This window comes from Arthrobacter sp. TMN-50 (assembly GCF_054511125.1).
This window is the reverse complement of record NZ_JBTNDG010000001.1, coordinates 670,755-695,276: the sequence shown is the minus strand read 5'-3', so window position 1 is coordinate 695,276 and position 24,522 is coordinate 670,755. Positions and strand designations below refer to the sequence as shown.

The window sequence follows — 24,522 nt, the reverse complement described above, 5'->3', positions numbered from 1 at the left end:
GCCTTGGGCCGATAGGGCCCCAGTGACCACCTCCGGATCGACGCAAAAGGGGGTCACGCCATGGGGCGCGGCCGTCAAAAGGCAAAAGCTACCAAGCAGGCTCGGGACATCAAGTACTTCAGTCCCGCAACTGACTACACGGCACTGCAGCGAGAGCTCACAGGCCCAGGAGAGCGAGCCTCCAAACGTTCAGCAGGTCCGATGGAGCCGGTCGAACCGGACTATTCGGCGTATGCGGACAAGTATGACGATGTGGACGATGACGACGAGGATGACGGCGGATCGCGCCGCACTGGTTGATTCATCGCCCGTAGCACCACAAAAGTGGGGTACCCGCACGGGGGCTGAAAGCCTAGGCGTAGTGGCCCATCAGGCGCACTGATCCGCCGTCGACGCCCTTGGCGCCCTGCACATAATCGGGTCCATCAGTGGAACTGGCGGAGGCTGCTGCCACCTGCCCCATCACCCAGGCGGGAACCCCGCGCTCGGTCAACCGGGCAATCGCTGCATCAGCGGCCGGAGCGGAAACGATGGCCACCATTCCGACGCCGAGGTTCAGGGTGCGTTCCAGGTCCGGCAGGGGTACCGCCCCAAGCTCCGCGACCAGCTTGAAGATGGCCGGCAGCTCCCAGGTGGACCGGTCCACTGTTGCTTCCAACCCGTGCGGTAACACCCGTGCCAGGTTGGCTGCGAGACCGCCGCCGGTGACGTGGCTGAAGCCGTGAACGCTTGAGTCGTTACCGACCGGCAGGAAACGGGCCAGATCGAGGCAGTCCGCGGCGTAGACCCGGGTGGGCTCAAGAAGCTCCTCGCCGAGAGTGCGCCCCAGCTCGCTGACCTGACGGTCGAGGGCCCAGCCGGCCTGGTTGATGATGCGGCGCACCAGTGAGTACCCGTTGGAATGCAGCCCAGAGGAGGCCATCCCAATGACGACGTCGCCTTCCCTGACACGGTCTGGGCCGAGCAGCGCATCGGCTTCCACCACGCCGGTGGCGGCGCCTGCGACGTCGTACTCGTGTTCCCCCAGCAGGCCGGGGTGCTCGGCGGTCTCGCCACCGACAAGAGCGGTCCCGGCGACCGAGCAGGCCGCCGCGATGCCCCGGACAATGTCGGCGATGCGCTCCGGCACCACCTTGCCGCACGCAATGTAGTCGGTCATGAAGAGCGGCTCAGCGCCCACCACCACAATGTCGTCGACCACCATGCCCACCAGGTCAAACCCGATGGTGTCGTGGATGTCCATCGCCTGCGCAATGGCCACCTTGGTGCCGACGCCGTCGGTCGACGTCGCCAGCAGGGGCTTGCGATAGGTCAGGAGGCGGGAAACGTCGTAGAGACCGGCGAACCCACCGACTCCGCCGACCACCTGCGGGCCATGGGTGGCCTGCACAGCAGCTTTCATCAGCTCGACGGCGCGGTCGCCGGCTTCGACATCAACTCCGGCGCTGGCATACGTAATAGGGGAGTTGGTGGTCATACCCGTTCTTTCTTGTCTTCGTCGGTCAGCACTGCCTCGAACTCGCTGTCGGGTCCAGGGTCGCACCCGTTGGATCCCGGGTCGTCGGCCGGATCGAGCCGTTCCAGCAGGTTCTTGCCGCGGCGCTCCTCCGCGGGCAGCGGGATGGGATAGTTGCCGGTGAAGCAGGCGGTGCACAGCCGTTCGCGGGGCTGCTCGGTGGCGGCAATCATGCCATCTTCGGAAATGTAAGCCAGGCTGTCAGCGCCGATGGAGTTGCTGATCTGCTCCACGGCAGCCCCGTTGGCGATGAGCTCGGCGCGGGAGGCGAAGTCGATCCCATAGAAGCAGGGCCACCGTACCGGCGGGGAGGAAATCTTCACATGCACCGAGGCGGCCCCGGCCTCGCGGAGCATCCGCACCACCGCCCGCTGGGTGTTCCCGCGCACAATCGAATCGTCGACCACAATGATCCGCTTACCCCGGATCACCGATTCCAGCGCGTTGAGCTTCAACCGGATGCCAAGCTGCCGGAGGGTCTGGCTGGGCTGAATGAAGGTGCGGCCCACATAGGAGTTCTTCACGAACCCGTGCGCAAACGGGATGCCCGACTGTTCGGCGAACCCGACGGCGGCTGGGGTACCGGATTCGGGGACGGGGATGACGACGTCGGCCTCGGCAGAGTTCTCACGGGCCAACTGTCGGCCCATTTCCACCCGGGCTTCGTATACCGAGCGGCCAGCAATGGCAGCGTCCGGCCGGGCCAGGTAGACATACTCGAAGACGCAGCCGGCCCTGGTGGGCTCGGCGAACTTCCGGGTGCGGACGCCGTCCTCGTCGATGGCGATGAACTCGCCGGGCTCGATCTCCCTGATGAAACTGGCGCCCACGGTGGCCAGGGCGGCCTGCTCGGAGGCGACCACCCAGCCCCGCTCCAGGCGGCCGAGGACCAGCGGCCGGACGCCGTGAGGGTCGCGTGCAGCATAAAGGGTGCCTTCATCCATGAAGACGAAGCAGAAGGCGCCACTGATTTTGGGGAGCAGCTCCAGGGCGGTCTCCTCGAGGGACCGGCCGTCATCGCCTGCCAGGAGGGTGGTCACGAGGGCGGTGTCGGAGGTGTTGCCCTGGGCCATCTCGCCGCTGCGGGGCTTCCCATGCCGGGCGAGGACCATCTGGTACAGGTCAGCCGAGTTGGTGAGGTTTCCGTTGTGCGCGAGAGCTACCGTGCCGACGGCGGTGGCGCCCAGAGTGGGCTGTGCGTTGGCCCAGTTGGAAGAGCCGGTCGTCGAATACCGGCAGTGGCCGACGGCGATGTGCCCCTCAAGGGTGTTGAGGGTGGTCTCGTCGAAGACCTGTGAGACAAGGCCCATGTCCTTGTAGACGCTGATCCGCTCACCGTTGCTGGTGGCGATACCGGCAGACTCCTGGCCGCGGTGTTGAAGCGCGTAGAGCCCGTAATAGGCGAGCTTGGCCACCTCCTCGCCGGGAGCCCAGACACCGAAAACGCCACAGGCATCCTGGGGGCCCTTCTCGCCTGGAAGAAGGTCATGGGAAAGATTTCCGTCACCGCGAACCATTGAATCATTCTCTCACGCGTTGGCGTCGGCGCACCCATCGGTCAGTCGGTGTGAAGCTCGTCGTCGTACGTGCGCTCGGCGATCGCGCGCTGGGTGCGTTGGACGCTGATCCGGTCCAGCACCAGGACCAGGAGGGCGCCCAGCAGCAGGCCGGGGATCGCAAACACCATGATGAAGAATCCGAAGATGGATTCCCGGGTCAGGGTGGCATCGCCGGGGCCGGCATACGCGACGATCGCCGCGACAATAACCCCCACGAGGACGCCGAGTCCCATGAACGGTGCGAACCGCGGTGCGCGCCGCACCGTCACTTGACGGCGGACGGGGCTTTCTTCCGGGCCGTCGGTGGCGGCTGGTGTCTCGCGGACCGGTGTTTCGCGGTTGGGCGTTGCTGCCTTGGCATCGTCGCGGGGTGGCTGTTGCTCTGAACTCATGCTTTAAGGCTACCGGCGTTTAGCCAGCCCGCCTGACCACCTGATACCCGTCTTCCTGGAAGATCAGCTCGTAGGAGGACCCGGGATAGGTCTCCTCGGCATGGGCCACCGCGTCCTCGGGATGGGTGGGCCCCCAGCTCCAGTCCAGGTTGTCGACGATCAGGTAGTCCGGCGGCGGATTGTCGTTGCCCAGCCAGAACACCTCCGTGTCCGGGACCAGGTATGGCATCAGCACGACGCCGCTCTCGACGCTGGCACCCTGAGGGAACAGGTCCATCAACCGGTGCGCTGTCTCCCACCGCTCGGACTGACGGAAGGTGCCCGCGTCCGCCAGATCGCCCAGGGGTTGGGTCGGCAGTATCAGGAGAGCGACGACGGCGACGGCGGGAACAACTGCAGCGTCAGCAGAGCGCAGCCACCGCCGTCGCGACCGGCGGGACGTCTCAATCGCGTCGATCAGCGCGGCGAACAGGACGGGCATCAGGACGGCGCTGTAATGCCATTCAGGACCCCAATAGACGTCATTGCCCGAGACGAAGCGCCACGCCAGGGTGGGCACCATGATGAGGGTCAGCGGTGATCTGAGGAACAGAAAACCTCCAGCCAGCAGCAGCAGCCACACCGTCTCGTATTTGGCACCCGCGGAGAAGATCGTGACCAGCGCGCCCAGAGGATCGGCGAGCATTCCCCTGACGTCGATCCGGTCGGAGTAGTCATATTGGCCTTTACTGTTGAGGAGGGGCAGGATCGCCGTCACGGAGAGGAGCAGCCAGCCGATGCCCCAGGCAGCGAGCCACAGACCGATCCGATCCTTATACCGCCAGGCGATGACCAGTCCGATCGCCGCAACGGTCAGGCCCAGATCCTCCTTTACGAACACCAATAGCCCGGCCCAGACGACGGCGGCGCGCAGCCTCCCGTTGATCATCGCCTCGAGGCCAAGGGCCAGGAGCAGGATCGCGAAGGCTATCTCGTGGAACTGTGCGGCGACCGCGGTCTGCAGGCCCCACGACAGCCCGTAGGCCACACCAAGGCAGACGCCCGTGACCGTCCCGAGCCGTCGGATGCCCAGCCGGGCGATCACCAGGACGGACAGCCCGATCAGGATGTTCTGGACCACCAGCAGGGTCAGCCCGGAGGGGAAGAAGGCGTAGGCGGGGCCAAGGAACACCAGCAGCGGATGGAAATGATCGCCGAGCAGGTTGAAGCCGTCGCCTTTGATCGGGACGATCGGCGCATCGAACCCGGCGTAAGCCTTGGCCAGCTGGGTGAAGATGCCGAGATCCCAGGAGGGGGTGTCCAGCCGGTTCCACTGCGCCACCGAATAGACGGTGTACAGGACGGTGACCAGGAGCGCGGTGATGATGGCTGCGGGAGGCTGTCTGCGGATGGCCGACGCGGTGGACCGCACTCCCCCGGTGATAAAGGAGGTCCGCGGGAGTGCGTGCTGGGCGGTCATGACGTCGGGTGATCCTGGGCGGCGAACAACGGCAGCAGAGCGCCGAGGTTGGCCCGTTGGCCCGAGGCAGCGACCTTTCCGGCACCGACGGCGTCGGCCCAGGGCATGGCTCCGGTCACGAGGGCCAGCCAGGTGTCGGGGTCGGTCTCCACCACGTTGGGCGGCGTGCCGCGGGTATGGCGGGGACCGGCGATGCACTGGGCTACCCCGAACGGCGGCACCCGCACCTCGACGCTGTTGCCCGGGGCGCGCTCGGCCAGTTCCTCCAGGGCGTAGCGCACGGCCGTGGCTGTGTCGGGCCGGGCGGCAGACCCGGACCTTACTGCGTCGAGGGCTGGTTTGCCGACTGAGGCGGGGATCCGTCGTCGTGCCATGGGGTCTAGTCCAGGAGGGCCATGACCGGCGCGGCGAGCCGGAGCTTGCCGACCGGTTCGTTGCCGCCGAGCACCGGTGGCACGACCTTGTCGAGGACGGCACCAACCTTGTCGACGTCGACGGCGCCCGCTGCGGCCAGCAGGGTGAGTCCCACCAGGGTGGTGGCGCGGATGTTGCCATCAAGAATCTTCAGGGCCAGGGAGACGCCGGTGTCCGTACCCATGACCAGCACCCCCTCGGCGCCGTTCTTGGAGATGATGCCCAGGTCTTCCATGACCACCGAGTTTTCCCTACCGCGTCCGTGGACGGCCCAGGGGTAATCGAGCATGGCGGTGGCAATCGTCGCCGCGCGGGCGTCGGCGTGCTTGTCCGACGGGGCGCGGGAGAATTTCCCGATGCCGCGGGCCAGACCCTTGAGTGACACGGCGGCGAGGGGAGCACCGCAGCCGTCGACTCCCCAGTGGGAGACCTTCTCTTCGGTGTATTCCTCGATCACTGCAGCGATGCGCTGCTGCAGTGGATGGGAGGGGTCGAGATAGGTGGAGTGGTCCCAGTTGTTTTCGGTGCAGGCCCACAGGAAGGCGGCGTGTTTGCCGGAGCAGTTGAAGGCGATGCGCTGCTTGCCCTTCTCGGTGCGGATCAGCCAGTTGCGGGCTTCCTCGTCCTGGGGCCAGTCGGCAGGGCACTGAAGGTGCTCCTCGGAGACCCCCGCCGCGCTGAGCATGGTGCGGACGACGTCCATGTGCTCGTGTGAGCCAACATGGCTGGCGGCTGCCAGGGCCACCTGCGGGCCGCGTAGCGGGACCCCGGACTGCATGGTCGCGAGGGCCTGGAAGGGTTTGAGGGTGGAGCGCGGGAAGACGGGCGCGTTGATGTCACCCAGTTCGGTGACAACCGAGCCATCGGCGGCCAGGATCACTGCTGAACCCAGATGGCGCGATTCGATGAAGCCGTTACGTTCCAGGACAGCCAGGTCGACAGCGTCGGAAGAGGAGAAAGTCTGAGGCATGAGACTAGTATCGCCCATCGGAGGGGGTACGGGGTGGAGCTTGTGCCCACCGGAGTGAACGGACATCCGGTGGGCACAAGATTGGAAGCTTTGCGGGCTTATGCGACGGTGAACTGCACCGACTGCCAGCCTGAAGCGCCATTGGGTACGGTGTCTGCCCGCTCCTCGGTCTGGACGCCGTCGGGGTCGTAGGCTCGGGCGCGGACGGTGTGTGAGCCCGATTCGAGGTTGATCTCGTGGGACCACTGGCGCCAGGTGTCCACCGAGGCTTCGGCGGCGAGGGTCGCTTCTTCCCAGTCGCCGTCGTCGATCTGGACTTCAACTTTGGTGATGCCGCGGTGCTGCGCCCACGCCGACCCGCCGATGGTGGAGGTGCCGGCCGGGACCTGGGCAAAGGAGCGGGGAACCTCGACGCGGGCCATGGTTTTGATAGGACCCTTTTCGGACCACCCGCGGTCGGTCCAGTAGGCGGTCTTGTCGGCGAACCGGGTGACCTCAAGATCGACGACCCATTTGGTGGCTGACACGTAACCGTACAGACCAGGGACCACCATGCGGACGGGATATCCGTGTTCCAGCGGGAGGGGTTCACCGTTCATGGCGATCGCGAGCATTGCGTCGCGGTCATCCTGCAGGATCGGCAGGGGAGTGGAGGCGCTGAAGCCGTCGGTGCTGGTGGAGAGCACCATGTCCGCGTCGCCGGTGGGCTTGGCCCGGGCCAGCAGCTCGCGGATCGGGTAGCCGAGCCACTTGGCGTTGCCGGCCAGGTTGCCACCAACGGGGTTGGAGACACAGGTCAGGGTGACGTGGCGTTCGATCAGATCCGCATCGAGCAGGTCCTGGAAGGTCATGGTGATCTCTTCCTCGACCATGCCGTGGACCCGCAACTCCCAGGTTTCCAGGTCAATCTGAGGCACGCTCAGGGCAGTGTCGATCCGGTAGAAGTCAGGGTTGGGGGTCAGCCAGGGGACCACGCCGTCGACATTCACGTCCACGCCGGACGGTACCGGGGGCGCTGGGCTGGCCGGGGTAGGGAAGGTGAGGGCTTCGCGGGCCATGTTGACCGTGTTGCGGGCGCCAGCGATGGCACGCCCGCCAGCAGCCGCGGCACCCGCAATGACTGCGGTGATGCCGGCGGCGGCGAAGAAAGTACGACGGCTGGCGCCGGCGGTGGTCGCGGGGCTGTCGGCGTAGGCGGTGGCGGCGGTGCTACTGGCGCCGCCGGTGTCCGCCCGCTGGGCGCCGTCGTCGTGGGCTGCATGGAGTGCACGGATCAGGTAACGCAAGGCGAGCAGCCCGACGGCGGTGCCGATAACTGTCGGAACGGCGTCCAGCAGGGTGGCGCCGGCACGGGAAATCACTGCGGCAACAATGACCGCGCCCATCAGCAGGACCCCCGCCACGCCCAACACCCATTTGCGGTAGGCGACGACCCCGAGGATGGCGGCAAGGATGACGATGGTGACGCCCATGCCGACGAAGAGTGCCGCCTTGTCATTGGTGCCGAAGGTGGCGATGGCGAAGTCCTTCAGCCACGGCGGCGTGAAGTCGATGAAAGTCGAGCCGAGTGCGATCAGCGGCGCGGCGCGTGCGGTGAGGAAGGCGCCGAGCAACTCGGCAACGCCCAGCACCAGGCCAGCCGAGACGATTCCGGCCAGTGCTGCCAGCAGGGATTCCTTGCGCCCGGGGCGCCGTAAAGCTTTCATGCACTTGATTCGGAGTGGCGTGGCGCGAGTATGGGTTGTCATAGGGGTGATTCGACCGTCACAGCTTCGCTAGGATTCAGCGGAGACAGTACGCTGATCTACTGTGAAGGTTCTAGTGATAGGCCCCGGCGGCCGCGAACACGCCCTTGTCCGAGCACTCCTTACTGATCCGTTCGTGCACGACGTGCACGCAGCCCCCGGCAATGCCGGTATCTCGAGCATTGTGCCCACGCACGACGTCGACGCAACAGACCCCGCAGCCGTGACCGCCCTGGCCCAGTTGCTGGGTTCGGATCTAGTGGTTATTGGTCCTGAAGCGCCGCTCGCCGCAGGAGTGGCCGACGCGCTGCGAGAGGCAGGGATCCCCGTGTTCGGTCCGTCGCAGGAGGCCGCCCAGCTCGAAGCCTCGAAGGCCTTCGCCAAACAAATCATGGCCGCAGCAAACGTCCCCACCGGGATGGCCCGGGTGGCTTCGACCACCGAGGAGGCAGCAGAGGCGCTGGACATTTTCGGTGCTCCCTTCGTCGTCAAGGACGACGGGTTGGCTGCCGGAAAGGGTGTGGTGGTCACCTCCGACCGGACCCAGGCCCTTGAACACGCGCAGGCTTGCTTTGACGCCGGCGGCACCGTGGTGATTGAGGAATTCCTTGACGGACCCGAGGTGTCACTCTTCGTTCTCTCCGACGGCCGGAACGTGCTGCCGCTCGCACCAGCCCAGGACTTCAAGCGAATCCACGACGGCGACCAGGGCCCCAACACCGGTGGCATGGGGGCGTACTCACCCCTCGACTGGGCCCCCGCCGGACTGGTCGACGAGGTGATTGACCGGGTGGCTCAGCCCACCATCGACGAAATGGCCCACCGTGGCACCCCGTTCGTCGGTGTGCTCTACGTTGGGCTGGCGCTGACCGCCCGTGGCCTGCGGGTGATCGAGTTCAACGCCCGGTTCGGGGATCCCGAGACGCAGGCCGTCCTGGCCCGGCTGCGAACACCCCTCGGCGGAGTGCTGCTGGCCGCTGCCAAGGGCGGGCTGGACCGGATCGAAAGCCTTAACTGGTCGCCGCAGTCAGCGGTGGCGGTGGTCCTCGCCTCGGCAGACTACCCGGATGCACCCCGCATCGGCGACCGGGTGCGCGGCCTGAAGAAGGCCGAAGCCGTCGACGGCGTGCACGTGCTGCACGCCGGAACCGCACTGAAGCACGGCAAGGTGGTGTCGGCCGGTGGGCGGGTGCTCGCCGTCGTCGGGCTCGGGGATGACCTCGCTGCCGCACGCGAGAAGGCGTACAGCGGTATGGCGCTGCTTGAGCTCAAGGGTGGGCAGTACCGCACCGACATCGCGCTCAAGGCGGCGCGTGGGAACGTGGCGGCACCCACCGTTGCCTCACCGCTGACGCCCGCTTCCGCTGCCTCGGCAGCTAGCCCTGCGGGGGCCTGAGCGTGACCTTCGCTCCGTCGTTCATTGAGATTCCCGGGTGGAAGCACACCTATTCTGGGAAGGTACGGGACCTGTACTCCCCGCTGACCGGGCCGGCTGACCGGGTGCTGGTGGTCGCGAGCGACCGGATCAGCGCCTATGACTTCGTCTTGTCGTCGGAGATTCCTGATAAGGGCCGGGTCCTCACCCAGCTGAGCCTGTGGTGGTTCGAGCAGCTCGCGGAGGTACCGAACCATGTGCTGTCCACTGACGTTCCCGCCGAGGTGGCTGGCCGGGGCATGATCTGCCGCAAGCTGGACATGTTTCCGGTGGAATGCATCGCCCGCGGCTACCTGACAGGGTCTGGGCTGCTGGAATACCGGTCAGTGGGCACCGTGTGTTCGCTCCCGTTGCCGACCGGGCTGGTGGATGGATCCCGGCTGGAACCGGCCGTGTTCACGCCGTCGGCCAAGGCAGCGGTGGGGGAGCACGACGAGAACATTGCCTACGACGACGTTGTCGCCACCGTTGGCGCACCCGTGGCAGAGGAGCTGCGGCGCCTGACCCTGGCCATCTATAACCGGGCCGAGGAAATTGCCCGGTCCCGCGGGATCATCCTCGCTGACACGAAGGTGGAGTTCGGACTGTCCACGGACGGACAGATCACCCTCGGCGATGAGGTGCTGACCCCCGACTCGTCGCGCTTCTGGGATGCGGCTCTGTATGCGCCGGGACAGGCGCAGCCGTCCTTCGACAAGCAGTTCGTGAGGGACTGGTTGACCTCGGATGCCTCCGGCTGGGATAAGGCCTCCACGCCACCGGAACTCCCCGCCGAGATCATCGAGAAGACCCGCGGCCGCTACATCGAGGCCTACGAGCGGCTGACCGGACTCACCTTCGTCTAGCCTTCGTGTCGCGTCGCCGATTCTCCCACCGATCAGCCTCCATCACTGGGATAGTCTAGACATTCCCGGTGATTGTGCGCGGTGGGTGGGAAACCGTGACAGCGACGCGCAGAGAAAGGGTCGCGAGACCTTATCACTGGTCGGGGTGACAGGAATTGAACCTGCGACCTCGTCGTCCCGAACGACGCGCGCTACCAAGCTGCGCCACACCCCGAATGCGCTCTGCGACCGTCGAAAGCGGCCACCGAAGCAACCCCTAAAGGATACCTGAGCACCCTTCGATGTAAAGCTAGACGAGCGTCTCCTGCCAGGCCGCGTGCAGGGTCGCAAACCGGCCATCGCCGCCGATCAACTCAGTCGGGGTGCCGTCCTCAACGACCTCCCCATCGTGAACCACCAGCACGCGATCGGCAATCGAGACAGTCGACAGTCGGTGGGCGATGATCAGGGCGGTCCGGTTGCCGAGCAGCTTCTGCAGACCCTCCTGCACCAGCCGTTCGCTCGGGATATCCAGCGAGGAGGTGGCTTCATCCAGGATGAGCACCGCAGGGTTCGCCAGAAAGGCGCGGGCAAAGCTGATCAGCTGCCGCTGCCCCGAGGACACCCGGCCGCCACGCTTGTTCACATCGGTGTCGTAACCATCGGGCAGGGACCTGATGAACGTGTCGGCACCCACGGACCGGGCCGCTTCTTCGATCTCCTCCCGGCTGGCCTCCGGCTTGCCGAGCGCAATGTTGTCCGCCACACTGCCGCTGAAGAGGAAGGCTTCCTGCGTCACCATGACGACGGCGCGCCGCAGGTCGCGTGGTTCAACCTCCCGGATGTCGACGCCGTCAAGCGTGATGCTGCCGGTCGAGACGTCGTAGAACCGGGCAATGACCTTCGCCAGGGTGGACTTGCCGGCACCGGTCTGACCCACCAGTGCGACGGTCTGGCCAGCAGGGATGTGCAAATCCATGGTGGGCAGGATGACCGGACCGTCGCCGTATCCGAACTCCACGCCGTCGAACTTAATCTCCCCGTGGGGATCCTTCAGCGGCACAGGATTCCTGGGCGGCCGGACGGTGGGCACTTCTTCAAGCAGGCCCGACACCTTCTCCAGCGCCGCGGACGCCGACTGGAACGAGTTGTAGAACATGGCCATCTGGTCCACCGGCTGGAAGAACCGTTTGCTGTAAAGCAGGAGGGCGAGGAGTGCGCCGACGGCCAGTGAACCGTCCAGCACCCGGAACCCGCCGACGAGGAGTACCACCGCCACGGTCACGTTCCCGATCAGCACCAGACCTGGTTGGAAAATCCCGTTGAGGTTGATGGACCGGACGGTGACTTTGCGGTAGTCCTCGGCCAGTTCGTCGTATTTGGCGGCGTTGACTTCCTCACGCCGGAAGGCCTTGACGGCGCGGATCCCGGTCATGGTCTCGATAAAGTGGACGATCAGCCGCGCCGATACCACTCGTGAGGAGCGGAACGCGAGCTGCGAGTGTTTCTGGTACCAGCGCGCCAGCAGGAACATTGGCACTGCGGCGACGAGGATCAGCAGACCCGTCCGCCAGTCGAGGATGAAGATGGTGATGGCGGTAAACAGCATGTACATGACGCCGGATGCCAGGGAGCTGACTCCGGAGTCGAGGAGTTCGCGTAGCGCCTCCAGGTCGGAGGTTTGCCGGGAGATGATGCGCCCCGACGTGTATTTCTCATGGAATTCGAGGCTCAGCCGCTGGGTGTGCCGGAAGACGCGGAGCCGCAGGTCCAGCAGCATCGCCTGGCTCAGCAGCGCCATGGCCCGGACGTACCCGGCGGTCAGGGTGGCCGTCAGGACTGCGGCGATCAGATACGTGAGCCCGGCGAGCCAGAGGTAGGTCGGGTCGCCGTCGAGTAGTGATGGCAGGGCGTTGTCGATGCCGAACGCGATGATCGCCGGGCCGGCCACGCGGGCGGCCTGGGAGCTGACCACAAGTGAGATGGTCCAGCTGAACTGGCGCCGGTTGGGCTTGATCAGGGACCCCAGCAGTCGGAATGAGCGGGAACGGACCGATTTGTTCTGGGCCTTGGAGAGGAGGACGTCGTCCTCGTTGGCGACGCCCGACGACGTTCCCCCGGCCGGTGCCTTCCCACTGTCCGGCTGTGGTGATGTGCTCACGCGATCGCCCCCTCGTCGTCGTTCTTCAGGTCCTCAAGTTCGGTGTCCAGGTCGGCTGGCTCATCCGTAAGGCTCGCGATCACGTAACGGTAGTGAGTGTTGCGGGCCAGGAGCTCGGTGTGGGTGCCGACGTCGGTGATCCGGCCATCTTCGAGCAGTGCCACCCGATCGGCGAGAGCGACAGTCGAGGGCCGGTGGGCCACGATCAGCGTGGTCGTGTGGTCGAGGACCTGGCGCAGGCCTTCCTCGACGAGCTCCTCAGTGCGCACATCGAGGGCCGAGAGTGGATCATCGAGCACCAACACGCGTGGTTTGGCGGCGATGGAACGGGCCAGGGCGATCCGCTGGCGTTGTCCACCGGAGAGGCTCAGGCCCTCTTCGCCGATCAGGGTATCGACGCCGTCGGGCAGCGAATACGCGAAGTGCGCCTGGGCGACGTCGAGCGCCTCATCCAGAATGTTCTCGGCATGTTTGTCATCCCGGGGTTCTGCTCCCATCAGGACGTTCTCGCGGACCGAGCTGGAGAACAGCGTGGTGTCCTCGAAAGCGACCGAGACGTGGGTGCGCAGGTCAGCGATGGAGATGCTGCGCAGGTCGGTCCCATCGATCCTGATGCAACCGCCGGTCACCTCATAGAGGCGGGGGACCAGTTGCAGGAGGGTGCTCTTACCGCACCCGGTGACGCCGACGAGCGCCATCGTTTCACCCGCCCGCATGGTGAGGTTGATGCCGTTGAGCACATCAGCGGTGTCGTCCTCGGCATCGGGGTAACGGAAATGCACGTCGGTGAAGGTCACCTCACCGCGGGGATCAACCAGCCGTACCGGCTCCTCGGGGTCCGTGATGGTGTTGACGAACTCCATCACCTCGTAGTGCCGGTCGATGGCGGTCTTGGCGGCGAAGGTCATGGCCAGCAGCGGACCGATGAATTCGACCGGGGTGGCCACCACTGCTGCGGTGGCGAAGAAGGCCACCAGGGCGCCGATCGAGAGCTCCCCGTTGGCGGCAAACAACACGCCGACCACCAGCGAGGTGCCCAACGCCAGCTCCGGCAGCAGGGTCACGATCAGGGAAAAGTTGGCCAGCGAGCGGGCCTTGTAGATTTCCGTCTGCCGGAGCTCCTCGGCCTGCAGGTTGAACCCCTCGAGGGCTTCGCGGCTGCGGCCGAACGCCTTCAGTACCCGGATGCCGTGTACCGATTCCTCGACGGTGGTGGCCAGGTCGCCGGCCTGGTCCTGGCTCTTGCGGGACACCTTGCTATAGGAGGTGCGGAACCGGAAGCCGTAGACCATGATCGGCAGCGCCGCGGCAAGGAAGATCAGGGCCAGCACCCAGGAGGTCAGGAACATGACGACGACGCCGATCACTACGGTCAGCGACGTCACCACCAGCATGATCAACCCGAAGGCCATCCACCGGCGCATCAGGTTAAGGTCAGACATGGCCCGGGAGAGGAGCTGGCCGCTGCCCCAGCGGTCGTGGAAAGCGACGGTCAGATCCTGCAGGTGGCGGTAGAAGGAAGTCCGCATTTTCGTCTCGACTGTGGTCGCCGGCGCGATGACGAACTGGCGCCGCAACGCCACGAAGGTCGCCTCGAGAACGCCCAGCAGCAGGACCACTCCCGCGGCGATCCAGACGGTCGACGTCGCGCCTCCAACGGCGAGCGCATCGTTGATCAGTACGCGGAAAACCTGCGGGATGGCCAGCGCCATCAGGCTGGCCCCCAGTGCACAGGCGAGGCCCAGGATCAGCCGCGGCAGGATGGGCTTGATGTGCGGGTACAGTCGGCCGAGCGATTCCCACAGGGTGGTTTGAGTCTGCATGCTTCTGTCTTTGGCACTGAGAGGCGAAATTACCGAGAGGCGGACACTTTGTGTCCCGTAGCAACTATCCTATGTCAGAGCTCAACCGCTGTCCCGGGCGGCCGCAGGTTACCGCTGGGTCAGCGTGAGTAGCACTGCTTCGGGACGGCAAGCAAAACGAACCGGCGCGAACCGGGAAGTCCCGATGCCCGCGGACACGTTCAACGGGATGCTGCGGCCCTCGTGTTCCCAATCAGTTAGGCCACGGGCCCGCCAGGTGGGGAGGTCGCAGTTGCTGACCAACGCACCGTAGCCCGGGATGCAGACCTGCCCGCCGTGGGTGTGGCCGGCGAGGATGAGGTGGGCGCCGTCGGCGGTGAAGTAGTCCAGCACCCGCTGGTAGGGAGCGTGGGCGACGGCGATCCGTAGGTGCGGCGCGTTGCGGGAGGTGCTGCTCCCGGCAGGGTAGCCCGCGTAACTATCGCGGTTGAGGTGCGGGTCATCCACGCCGGTGAAGTCGAGCCGGAGGTTTCCCATGGCTACCGACTGGGAGCGGTTGGAGAGGTCGATCCAGCCCGCGTTCCCGAAGCCTCTGAACAGCTCGGCCCACGGCAGGGCTTTCGGTTCCCGCCCAGTGCGGTGCTGTGAGGGGCCGGAGAAGTACCGCAGCGGGTTATTCAGCACCGGGGCGTAGTAGTCGTTGGACCCTGGGACAAATACGCCGGGAAACTGCAGCAGCGGGCCGAGGGCCTCAAGCAACGGTGCGACACCCTTGGGGTGGCTGAGGTTGTCGCCCGTGTTGACCACGAGATCTGGTTTGAGCCGGGCCAGGCCCTCCAACCACTGCGTCTTGGCTGTCTGCCGCGGCGCCATATGAATGTCAGAGAGGTGCAGAACCCTCAGCGGACGGCTGCCCGGAGGGAGAATCTGCAGGGTTTCCTCGCGCAGTTGGAACAGGTTTCGTTCCACGAGTGAGGCGTAGCCGAGGCCAGCGACGGCGACCGCAGCGGTACCTCCCAGCGCGATCGTAGTGGCATCGAGCAGCTTCGATGAACCCAAGGTCAGCCTTCGTCTTCGTTGTTGTCTGGATTCTCGGGGCTGTTTCCCGGGGGCGCATCGGCGGGTGGTCCGCTGTTCCCGGGGTCACCCTGGTTGTTCCCTGGCCGCCCCGCCTGATCACCGTCGCGTGGCTGAGTGATAGTGGGGCGTTGCGTGTTTAGCATCCGCTGAGGAGGATCCGCGAACGGCTCGGCCGGGTACAGGCCGGGGATCTGCTGCATGAAGCGTTCCCAGGAGGGTGCCGCAACAAACGCTCCATCAATCTCCTCGTAAATCTCGCCGCCTATTTGCAAGTCAGAAAGAGAAACGCTGTTGGCTTTCCAGTTCCCGAGCCAGCTCGCCGTCGCCATACCTGAGTTGTAGCCCATGAACCAGGTTTGTGACCGATCATCATTGGTTCCAGTTTTACCAGCCATAGGCACGTCGCCGTACTCCAGGAGTTGACCCGATCCACGGTCCATTACGGCTTCGGTGGCGTAGTTGATGCCTCGCGCCAGCTCCTTGGGGATCGCCTGATCGCACTTCTGTTCCGGGACGGGGAAGCTGGTGCCGTCAACAGCAACCACCTCGGTCAGTGCCCGTGGTTCGCAGGTCAGACCCTCCGCTCCCAAAGCGGCGTAGGCCGTTGCCATGGACATCGGAGACACTTCGCTGCCGCCACCGATCAACGCAGAGGGCAACACCTGCAGCGGCGTGTATTCGCCGTCCGCGCTTTTGCCGTCATGCACACCCAGATCAGCGGCGATCTCGAACGGCATGCAGAGGTCAATCTGGTCGGCCGTCTCCATGGTAACGGTGTTATAGGACTGTGCGAGGCCCTCTAGAACCGTGTAATTGCCGTAATTGATGTCACCGTAGTTTTGCGGCTCGTAGGCTTCGGGTCCCGGATTTTCCCAGTAACCATTCTGCAGGCAGCTAGCCTCCCACCGGTCTCCCACTGGATACTTTTTCTTACTGCCGTCAACCACCGTGTTCAGGGCCCTGCCGTCTTCAAGCCAACCCCCCACCGCAAACGGTTTGAACGTCGACCCGGGTTGGAATCCACCAACCCCACCGAGTGGCTGAGCGGGGTCTCCACCCTGGTAGACGTCAACGTTGAAATTCAGCACCGAATCGCCTGGCTCAGTGCCCGGCATGTATCGGGTGTTCTGCGCCATCACCAGGATGTTTCCGGTGCCGGGCTCGAGGCTGACCATCGAGTGGCCGACCGAGGGGTCGGTGGAATCGCGGGCGGCAGTCTCAGAGATGGCCGTTTGCGCGGCGTTCTGCGCTGCGGTGTCGAGCGTCGTCGTAATGGTAAGACCGGCGCGGTAAAGCGTGTCCTGACGCGCTTCGAGGGTGTCACCGTAGGCGGGGTCGTTCAGAATCAGGTGGGTGACGTAGTCGCAGAAGTACGGTGCCTGCTCCGCGCCAACACAACCGCTGAGCGTGGGCGTGACGACCAACCCCAGATCAGTGGCCACGGCCGCGTCGTACTCTTCCTGCGTGATGTGGTTGTTCGACAACATGGCGCCGAGCACCAGGTTCCGACGCTCAAGGGAGCGCTCCGGGTTGAGCTCCGGGCTATAGAAGGTGGGGCCATTGACCACGCCTGCGAGGAGAGCCGCCTGCTGGATGTTCAGGTCCACGGCTTCAACGTTGAAGAAGTATTTTGCTGCAGCCTGCACGCCGTAGGTGGTACCGGTGAACGGCACAATGTTGAGGTAGCCCTCAAGGATCTCGTCCTTGCTGAGTTCCTTTTCGACAGCGATGGCTAGTTTCGCTTCGCGAAGCTTGTCGCCAAGGGTCTTCCCGCCGCTGAACGTGACCGATTCGTCACCGCTCTGCAGACTGGCATCGATCAGAACGTTGTTGACGTACTGCTGGGTGATGGTGGAGGCGCCGCGGGTGGTGTCGCTGCTGACGTTGCTCACCACGGCGCTCATGATGCCCTGCAGGTCCACGCCGCCATGCTCATAGAACCGTGCGTCCTCAATAGCGAGCAGGGCGTTCACCATGTTCGGGGAGATCTGGTCGAGGGTGACCGGCTGACGGTTCTCCTCATACAAGGTCGCGATGAGTGAGCCATCCGAGGCAAGAATCCTGGACGGCTGGGCCAGTGCGCCGCGCTCCAGTTCTGCCGGCAGTTCCTCAAAGAACTGAATCGATGCGGAAGCCCCGGTACCCGCCGCCGCAGCGATGGGGACCAGTAGCCCCGCAGCAAGCACCCCGCTCAAAGCACTGATTCCGAGAAACGCAATCATCTTCCCCAGGGTGGTTGCCGTGTCAAAGATCGGTGATTTACGAGCAGCCATTACTCCAGTTTACAAGCACGCGCTAGTCTGTGAACCATGACCAAATGGGAGTACTCCACAATTCCGCTCATCATCCACGCCACGAAGCAGATTCTGGATCAGTGGGGAGAGGACGGCTGGGAGCTGGTGCAGGTAGTTCCTGGGCCGGATGGCAAGGGCCTCGTCGCCTACTTGAAACGAGAGAAGAACCAGTCGTGACCAGCACCGACAACCCCACATCAGCTGTCGAGCAGCGGTTGCTGGATCTCGGCATCACCCTCCCGGACGTGGTGCAGCCTCTGGCTTCCTACGTTTCCGCAGTGGTGACGGGCAACTACGTCTACACCGCAGGGCAACTCCCCCTTATTAACGGTGAACTCCCAGCTTTGGGCAAGGTGGGCGCCGAGGTGACCCCGGAAGCCGCCAAAGAGTATGCAGCAACTTGCGCGGTCAACGCCCTTGCGGCCATCAAGTCCCAGATCGGGGACCTGGACCGGATTAGCCGGATCGTCAAGGTGGTGGGTTTCGTCGCCTCGGATCCTAGCTTCACCGGCCAGCCACAGGTCATTAATGGAGCATCCGATCTGCTGGGGCAGGTGCTCGGCGACGCCGGCGCACACGCGCGCTCCGCCGTCGGCGTCGCTGTTCTTCCCCGCGATGCGCCGGTGGAAGTCGAGATTATCGCGGAGTTTGTCTGATTCCTGTGGGCCATATTAGCAATCGTCTTTTCCCGGTTCCTGAAGACCAGCTTGACGCGGCGCGCAGCTGGGTGGAACACGGCGAGCGTACGCCGGTCAAACCCCGTCTGGCGTCGTCGGTGGTGCTGATCCGGGACGCCCCGGCTGGCACGGAAACCTATCTGTCGTACCGGCGGGGCGAGTCTCCGCTGGGAATCGTCGCGTTTCCGGGCGGCAGTATCGAGGAGTCTGACGACGACGACGTCGCCTGGTTTGGCCCCACGCCGGCTCAGTGGGCCAAAGCGATGGGCATTGACGACCTGTTCGTGGCGCGCCGCCATGTGGTCGGAGCCATCCGCGAGTTGTTCGAAGAAACCGGGGTGTTGCTGGCCGGGCCGGACGCTGTGTCCCTCGTCGACGGCAGCAAGAATTCCGAATGGATGAAGGCCCGCGAGGACATTGCCACCCAGGAACGGTCCTTCTCCGAAATCCTGACGCGACGGGGTCTCGGACTACGCACCGACCTGCTAAAGCCGCTGGCTCACTGGCTTAGCCCGGATTACGCTCACCGCCGGTTCGACACCCACTATTTTGCTGCAGCGCAGCCTACCGGTCAGGAGGCCTCGGTGCTCGGCAGCAAGGGCATCTGGGGTGAGTGGCGGTGTGCCGCCCGGGAAGTGGCGCGCGCCGAGACCACAGAGCTGGGTGACGACGTGGGCCAGCCCAATTCCGTAGGCCGCACCCTCGACGAGATAGCGGTTCCTGCCGTCGAACTCATGCTGGAGAAGATCGGGTCGTCGAAGGGGTGCGTTGCCTACCTAACGCACAAGCGGCCCATGAAGGTCTATTACCCACACCTGGTCACGCCCTCCGAGGATGCCGACCCGCTCCTGGAGGTCGCCTGTTCGGTAGCCACCGAGGGCGGATCTGGTCAGCGCGGCCGCTAACCCACCTCCGCCCTCAGCCTTCCCTGCCGTGGCAGGATCCCCGCCGAATGATTAGTGCAGCTCTGGTGGGTGGCGTTAAACAATTGTGCAGCTGTGGTGGGTTGGACGCATCCTAACCCACCACAACTGCACAATTTTTTACCTTTGGCGGCAACACGGTGGCGACTACCCGCCACAGGTGCGCAAAAGGTTTAGCGGCTGCGCTGACGCAGCCGCTGGATGTCCAGAATGACGACGGCGCGCGCCTCAAGGCGCAGCCACCCACGCTGCACGAACTCGGCCAGTGCCTTGTTCACGGTCTCGCGGGAAGCGCCAACCAGCTGGGCGAGTTCCTCCTGCGTCAGTTCATGCGCGACCAGGATGCCGTCGGTGGCCGGACGACCGAACCGGTCAGCCAGATCGAGCAGGGCTTTCGCGACGCGGCCCGGGACGTCCGAGAACACCAGGTCAGCCAGAGACTCATTGGTGCGGCGCAACCTGCGGGCCAACGCCTGCAGCAGCTGCGCCGAAACCTCGGGACGCGTCTCCAGCAGCGTCCGCAGGTTTTCATTCTTCAAGCCAGCCAGACGGGTTTCGGAGACGGCAGTGGCCGTTGCCGTGCGTGGGCTCGGGTCGAAGAGCGCCATCTCGCCGAACAATTCGCCGGGACCGAGGATGGCCAGCAGGTTCTCGCGCCCGTCCTGAGCGGTGCGGCCCAGCTTAATTTTCCCGGACACGATGAAATACAGCTGGTCACCCTGATCGCCCTCGCGGAAGACTGAGGCACCGCGGGAGAGGTCCACCTCGGTCAGTTCGTCGGTGAGTGCGGCGAAAACGTCATCGCCCAGTGAAGCGAAGAGTGGCGCTCGGCGCAGTACCTCGATGTCCATGAATGCTCCTGATAAATTGTCGACTCGTTCCATCTTGCCGTACATAACGAAGTTGTGACACCTGCTACACCCGTGTTCGCCGTCGGAATAGCTGAATTGACTATTGATCGGGCCTGAACGGCCTCAATTGGCGCTGGGCGCTGCCCCATCGGGGAGCTGGCGGGCGCTCAGGGGATTGTCAGTGCCGCCGGATAGACTCACACAGGAAATAGAGGCGAAGGGCCTCTCGATGATCAGGGAGATCGTACGTGCCGGACTTCACCATTCTGGACATCCTGCTGGTGCTGGCACTGGTCGGATATCTCGTTGCTGGCTCGCGCAACGGGTTCCTGGTTACCCTCGGTGGAATCGCAGGCTTCGTCGCGGGAGCGGTAGCGGCTTTCTTCGCTATCCCCCTCGTCAGCGAATGGGTGCCCGACGACGCCTGGCGGCTTCCCGCGATTATCCTCACCGCTCTAGTGCTGGTGGTAACTGGACAGGCGATCGGTTCACGTCTCGGAGGAGGCATCCGCCGCGCCCTCAATTTCCGGCCGATCCGATTGATGGACCGCCTGCTGGGCGGCGCAGTGAACGTGGTGGTGGCCGCATTGGTGATGTCCATGCTGGCCTTCAGCATCGGGACGCTCGGTGTGCCTTTTCTCTCCCAGGCCATCGCCTCGTCCCAGGTGATCCGGGGAATTGACAATCTCACTCCGTCGCCGGTGCGTACCTGGCTGGCGCAGCTGCGCACCATCGCCGTCGACGACGGGATCCCCACCATCCTCGAGAGCGTTGCCCCGGCGGACCCAATGCCGGTCCCCGACGCGGCCGTGGACACCCCGGAACTAGCCGCTGCCTCCGAGTCGGTGCTGCGGATCGCTGGGACGGCTTTTCAATGCGGTCAGAACCAGACCGGCTCGGGCTTCGTCATCGCTCCGGGCCTGGTGGTGACCAACGCGCACGTGGTGGCGGGGGTCAACGAGCCGGTGGTGGAGATTCCCGACGGGGGGGCCCTGCCCGGCAGGATTGTCCACTTCGACGCAGTCCGGGATATTGCCGTTCTCGCCGTCGAGGGGTTGGATCGCGCGGCCCTGCCGCTCGGTGCGGACCTGGCTACCGGGGACACGGCTGCGTTCGCCGGCTACCCTGCAGGCGGGCCGTTTCAGATCCAGCCAGCAAGCATCCAGAATCGCAGTGACGTCCTGGTTGCCAACATTTATGGAGCAGAGCCGTCGTCGGTCAACGTCTACAGCCTCGCCGCGAATGTCCAGCAGGGAAATTCAGGCGGTCCGTTGCTGGACCAGCAGGGCAGGGTGGTAGGAGTGATCTTCGCCAAATCCATTCAGGACGCCCCAGTGGGCTACGCACTCACCCTGGCGGAACTGCGGCCGATCGCCGAGCAGGCGGGCACCTTCACGGACACCGTGTCGGCAGGTCAGTGCAACCGCCGCTAATGGGTCAGCTCAACCAGTCGAGGGTCTGACCGTGGCCGCCCGTCCGGGCCACCGCCCGCCCATTGTGGGCGAGGACAAACAAGCGGTCCACTTCGACGTCATCTTTCTGCAGCGCCCCCTCGACGCCCGGCAGCACACCGTAACCTTCATTGGACAGCCAATGCAGGGGCCGGTTGCGATCCGCTGTCAGCCGGAGCATCGTGTCCCGAAACGCGTTCCGGCCCGCCTCATCAACGTAGGCAAGGACAGCACTGTGAAACACGACCACCGTGGCATCGGCCGGCGCCCGGTTCACCAGATCCTCAAGGTCGACGGCCAGATCACCCGCGACCAGCAGCGGCGGTTCGCGTCGAGCCACCGCGACGGCGGCGCGCAGCCGGTCCCGTCGGCGGGCGTGTTCAGGCCAGACGAGGGCCTCAAGCCAGGCGACGTCGTCGTCGTTCGCCACATCGAGCGGTTTCACGTCGAGACCGGCCCGGAACGTCACCTGAGGCACCCTGTCGGGCAGTGGTGGGCTGCCGGTTGTGGCGCATTCCATGACCAGCGCGTCCGGAAGGTCGCCTGCAGACAGGACCAGGCCGCCGTCGTAGGAGTACCCGTACCGGTCCGGGTATAGGCACAAGCCCGCTGAGGCGCCCACCTCGATCAAGGCTAGCGGCGTGTCTTCCTCGCAGGAGACCGCAGCAATCCGAGCAAGCAGCGGCAGGAGGACCGCGCACCGGCCCGCTTCGTTGGTCTGGGTGCTTCGGGCGAGCACCGTCGCGCGCACCTGCGGCCAGTGTTCCAGCAGGAATGCGCGGAACTTCCGGTATGGCTCAGGCTGGGCACCATGAAACCGTGCGGCGCCCAGCAGCAGGTTCGGTTGACGTTTCGCTGCGGGCAGGCGGTCGAGCATGGCCAAAACTTCTCTATCCTGGCTGATCCCGGTGCACCACTCGTCGTAGGTGGGTGAATATCCGCGGGTCTCAATGCGAGCGAACCGCCGGTACCTGGCGGCAGTGTCGAGTTTTTCGGGCATGCTGCTCCCCTCCGGATAGCTGGGTCGAGCGCCTCCCAGGCCACCCAATCAAAGGCCTTCGGGCGATGGGCGCGTGATCAAATCGTAATCTCTTCTGTGATGTAAATCCCATAACAGTCCTCCCCCCGGGTTACGCTCATTCCACAGATTGTTACGCTCAGCGTCGCCATCAGGGCATCACGTCACGTGCACTGCCTCACCATTCGCATATGAGGAGCTCAACATGCAAGAAAGCGCTACACCCTCGCGCAGCTTACGCCCCGTCAGGAAGCGGGCCTTTGCAGTGACGGCTGGATTGGCGGTCGGTGCGCTGTTGCTTTCCGGCTGCGTCGAAAGCCAGCGGGACGAAGGCTCGGCCGACGGCGGTGAAGCGACCGTCGATTCGACATTCGTCTTCGCCGCCTCCACGGACCCGAAGACCCTCGATCCGGCGTTCGCCAGCGACGGTGAAACCTTCCGGGTCAGCCGCCAGATCTTTGAGGGTCTGGTGGGTACTGAACCGGGGACAGCCGACCCGGCTCCGCTGCTCGCCGAGTCCTGGGAAACTTCCGAGGACGGCCTTTCGACTACGTTCGCTCTGAAGGAGGGTGTCACGTTCCATGACGGCACCGACTTCAACGCCGAAGCAGTCTGCTTCAACTTCGAGCGTTGGTATAACTGGACCGGTGTAGCGCAGGCGCCCAACGTCTCCTATTTCTATAACAACCTGTTCCGCGGATTCGCTGACTCACCAGACGCCGCAGTCTATGAATCGTGTGAGGTGAACAGTGACTTTGAAGCCACAGTGACCCTCGCGAAGCCGTTTGCCGGGTTTATTCCGGCGCTGTCCCTGCCGGCTTTCGCGATGCAGAGCCCCGGCGCGCTGGAGGAGTTCACAGCGGATGATATCGGCGGATCGGCGGAGTCTCCGTCGCTCAGCACCTATGCCGAGGGCAACCCGGTCGGTACTGGGCCGTTTAAATTTGACTCGTGGAACGTAGGCGAACAGCTTCAGCTTTCTACCTATGAGGACTACTGGGGTGAGCAGGGCCAGATTGAAACCATTATTTTCAGGATGATCGATGACCCACAGGCCCGCACCCAGGCGCTGCAAGCAGGAACCATCGACGGCTTCGATCTGGTCTCCCCGGCGGACACCCCGACCCTCGAAGAAGAGGGTTTCATGATCGTTCCGCGCGACCCGTTTACCATTTTATATCTAGGCCTCAACCACGCGGTCGAGGAGCTGGGTGATCCCTTGGTCCGTCAGGCGATCCACCACGCCATCGACAAGCAGGCCCTGATTGATCAGACCTTGCCAGCGGGAACGCAGTTGGCGACGCAGTTCATCCCCGACGTCGTCGAAGGCTACAACGAGGATGTCACCACCTACGAGTACGATCCGGAACGCGCCAAGGAACTGCTTGCGGAAGCGGGTTACCCAGACGGCTTCGAAGTCGAATTCAACTACCCGACGGGCGTCTCGCGGCCGTACATGCCCACCCCTGAGCAGGTCTTCACCAACATCACCGCTCAACTAGCCGAGGTAGGCATTACCGCCACGCCTTCACCGGATGTGTGGAGCCCGGACTACCTGGACAAAATCCAGGGATCCGAGGATCACGGTATGCACCTGCTGGGCTGGACTGGCGACTACAACGACACAGACAACTTCGTCGGCGTATTCTTCGGGCAGCAGAAACTGGAATTTGGTTTTGACAACCCCGAGCTGTTTGCAGCCCTGGACGAAGCCCGTGGACTCACCGACAGAGAACAGCAATCGGAAGCGTACATGGAGATCAACGAACAAATTGCCGAATTCAACCCGGCCATCCCGTTGGCTCACCCGGCGCCGTCCCTGGCCTTTGCCCCCCGGGTAACCTCCTACCCGGCCAGCCCCGTCAATGACGAGGTCTTCACGGAGATCGAACTCAGCGAGTAAGTCCGTCGGTAAGTAGGGGAGCCGGGCCCACTCAGGCCCGGCTCCCCT

Annotated in this window: 21 protein-coding genes and 1 tRNA gene; 8 read left to right on the top strand and 14 right to left on the bottom strand. The window is 64.6% G+C overall.

The features are described from left to right. The first annotated feature begins 60 nt into the window (after nt 1-60). On the top strand, nt 61-300 hold the full coding sequence (locus ACX80A_RS03385) for a DUF3073 domain-containing protein (protein ID WP_459258256.1): 240 nt from the start codon (nt 61-63) through the stop codon (nt 298-300). A gap of 52 nt (nt 301-352) precedes the next feature. Here the strand turns inward: ACX80A_RS03385 and purM are convergent, their stop codons facing one another. The 7 genes from purM to ACX80A_RS03350 all read right to left on the bottom strand — a co-directional run bounded on the left by purM (nt 353) and on the right by ACX80A_RS03350 (nt 8,016). Continuing rightward, a complete protein-coding gene (purM, locus tag ACX80A_RS03380; RefSeq protein ID WP_459258255.1) occupies nt 353-1,477 on the bottom strand; it encodes a phosphoribosylformylglycinamidine cyclo-ligase in 1,125 nt (374 codons plus the stop codon). Beyond that, nucleotides 1,474-3,033, bottom strand: coding sequence for an amidophosphoribosyltransferase (gene purF, locus ACX80A_RS03375; RefSeq protein ID WP_459258254.1), 1,560 nt, complete (start codon nt 3,031-3,033; stop codon nt 1,474-1,476). Before purF ends, purM begins: the two co-directional genes overlap by 4 nt. A gap of 41 nt (nt 3,034-3,074) precedes the next feature. Then, nucleotides 3,075-3,467: a hypothetical protein gene (locus ACX80A_RS03370; RefSeq protein ID WP_459258253.1), complete on the bottom strand. Its 393-nt coding sequence runs from the start codon at nt 3,465-3,467 to the stop codon at nt 3,075-3,077. Nucleotides 3,468-3,486: 19 nt separating this feature from the next. Then, on the bottom strand, nt 3,487-4,926 hold the full coding sequence (locus ACX80A_RS03365) for a DUF2079 domain-containing protein (RefSeq protein ID WP_459258252.1): 1,440 nt from the start codon (nt 4,924-4,926) through the stop codon (nt 3,487-3,489). Next, on the bottom strand, nt 4,923-5,300 hold the full coding sequence (locus ACX80A_RS03360; protein WP_459258251.1) for a sterol carrier family protein: 378 nt from the start codon (nt 5,298-5,300) through the stop codon (nt 4,923-4,925). The genes ACX80A_RS03365 and ACX80A_RS03360 overlap by 4 nt, the downstream gene beginning before the upstream one ends. A gap of 5 nt (nt 5,301-5,305) precedes the next feature. Continuing rightward, nucleotides 5,306-6,310, bottom strand: coding sequence for an asparaginase (locus ACX80A_RS03355; RefSeq protein WP_459258250.1), 1,005 nt, complete (start codon nt 6,308-6,310; stop codon nt 5,306-5,308). 98 nt (nt 6,311-6,408) lie between these two features. Beyond that, entirely contained in the window at nt 6,409-8,016 is a 1,608-nt protein-coding gene (locus ACX80A_RS03350) for a molybdopterin-dependent oxidoreductase (protein WP_459258249.1), read from the bottom strand. 103 nt (nt 8,017-8,119) lie between these two features. Between ACX80A_RS03350 and purD the strand changes: the two genes are divergently transcribed. Together purD and ACX80A_RS03340 are read left to right on the top strand one after the other, a co-directional pair. Then, on the top strand, nt 8,120-9,451 hold the full coding sequence (purD, locus tag ACX80A_RS03345) for a phosphoribosylamine--glycine ligase (protein ID WP_459258248.1): 1,332 nt from the start codon (nt 8,120-8,122) through the stop codon (nt 9,449-9,451). A 2-nt stretch (nt 9,452-9,453) separates the two neighbouring features. Then, a complete protein-coding gene (locus tag ACX80A_RS03340) occupies nt 9,454-10,335 on the top strand; it encodes a phosphoribosylaminoimidazolesuccinocarboxamide synthase (protein WP_459258247.1) in 882 nt (293 codons plus the stop codon). A gap of 137 nt (nt 10,336-10,472) precedes the next feature. Here the strand turns inward: ACX80A_RS03340 and ACX80A_RS03335 are convergent. The 5 genes from ACX80A_RS03335 to ACX80A_RS03315 all read right to left on the bottom strand — a co-directional run bounded on the left by ACX80A_RS03335 (nt 10,473) and on the right by ACX80A_RS03315 (nt 17,630). Continuing rightward, nucleotides 10,473-10,549 (bottom strand) — tRNA-Pro (locus tag ACX80A_RS03335). Between the two features lie 75 nt (nt 10,550-10,624). Continuing rightward, on the bottom strand, nt 10,625-12,475 hold the full coding sequence (locus tag ACX80A_RS03330) for an ABC transporter ATP-binding protein (RefSeq protein ID WP_459258246.1): 1,851 nt from the start codon (nt 12,473-12,475) through the stop codon (nt 10,625-10,627). Further along, nucleotides 12,472-14,298: an ABC transporter ATP-binding protein gene (locus ACX80A_RS03325; RefSeq protein ID WP_459258245.1), complete on the bottom strand. Its 1,827-nt coding sequence runs from the start codon at nt 14,296-14,298 to the stop codon at nt 12,472-12,474. The genes ACX80A_RS03330 and ACX80A_RS03325 overlap by 4 nt, the downstream gene beginning before the upstream one ends. Before the next feature lie 108 nt (nt 14,299-14,406). After that, on the bottom strand, nt 14,407-15,336 hold the full coding sequence (locus tag ACX80A_RS03320) for a metallophosphoesterase (RefSeq protein WP_459258244.1): 930 nt from the start codon (nt 15,334-15,336) through the stop codon (nt 14,407-14,409). Nucleotides 15,337-15,338: 2 nt separating this feature from the next. Next, nucleotides 15,339-17,630, bottom strand: a complete 2,292-nt coding sequence (locus ACX80A_RS03315; protein WP_459258243.1) for a transglycosylase domain-containing protein — start codon at nt 17,628-17,630, stop codon at nt 15,339-15,341. 36 nt (nt 17,631-17,666) lie between these two features. On the opposite strand from ACX80A_RS03315, the gene ACX80A_RS03310 reads away from it, so the two are divergent. The 3 genes from ACX80A_RS03310 to ACX80A_RS03300 are packed head-to-tail and all read left to right on the top strand — an operon-like array spanning nt 17,667 to nt 19,233. After that, nucleotides 17,667-17,828 carry a DUF4177 domain-containing protein gene (locus ACX80A_RS03310; RefSeq protein WP_019483144.1) on the top strand — a complete coding sequence of 54 codons (162 nt, stop codon included), beginning with the start codon at nt 17,667-17,669 and terminating at the stop codon, nt 17,826-17,828. Next, nucleotides 17,825-18,307 (top strand): RidA family protein, encoded by a 483-nt coding sequence (locus ACX80A_RS03305; protein WP_459258242.1) that lies wholly within the window; start codon nt 17,825-17,827, stop codon nt 18,305-18,307. The genes ACX80A_RS03310 and ACX80A_RS03305 overlap by 4 nt, the downstream gene beginning before the upstream one ends. A 5-nt stretch (nt 18,308-18,312) precedes the next feature. Beyond that, nucleotides 18,313-19,233 carry an NUDIX hydrolase gene (locus ACX80A_RS03300; RefSeq protein ID WP_459258241.1) on the top strand — a complete coding sequence of 307 codons (921 nt, stop codon included), beginning with the start codon at nt 18,313-18,315 and terminating at the stop codon, nt 19,231-19,233. 191 nt (nt 19,234-19,424) lie between these two features. Here the strand turns inward: ACX80A_RS03300 and ACX80A_RS03295 are convergent, their stop codons facing one another. Then, nucleotides 19,425-20,102, bottom strand: a complete 678-nt coding sequence (locus ACX80A_RS03295) for a Crp/Fnr family transcriptional regulator (RefSeq protein WP_019483148.1) — start codon at nt 20,100-20,102, stop codon at nt 19,425-19,427. 248 nt (nt 20,103-20,350) lie between these two features. Here ACX80A_RS03295 and ACX80A_RS03290 point away from each other — a divergent pair, with 248 nt between their 5' ends. After that, nucleotides 20,351-21,535: a MarP family serine protease gene (locus ACX80A_RS03290; RefSeq protein ID WP_459258240.1), complete on the top strand. Its 1,185-nt coding sequence runs from the start codon at nt 20,351-20,353 to the stop codon at nt 21,533-21,535. A 4-nt stretch (nt 21,536-21,539) separates the two neighbouring features. On the opposite strand, the gene ACX80A_RS03285 is transcribed toward ACX80A_RS03290, so the two are convergent. Then, nucleotides 21,540-22,553 (bottom strand): DUF2332 domain-containing protein, encoded by a 1,014-nt coding sequence (locus ACX80A_RS03285; protein ID WP_459258239.1) that lies wholly within the window; start codon nt 22,551-22,553, stop codon nt 21,540-21,542. Between the two features lie 223 nt (nt 22,554-22,776). Between ACX80A_RS03285 and ACX80A_RS03280 the strand changes: the two genes are divergently transcribed. Then, nucleotides 22,777-24,474: an ABC transporter substrate-binding protein gene (locus ACX80A_RS03280; protein WP_459258238.1), complete on the top strand. Its 1,698-nt coding sequence runs from the start codon at nt 22,777-22,779 to the stop codon at nt 24,472-24,474. Nucleotides 24,475-24,522: the final 48 nt, after the last annotated feature.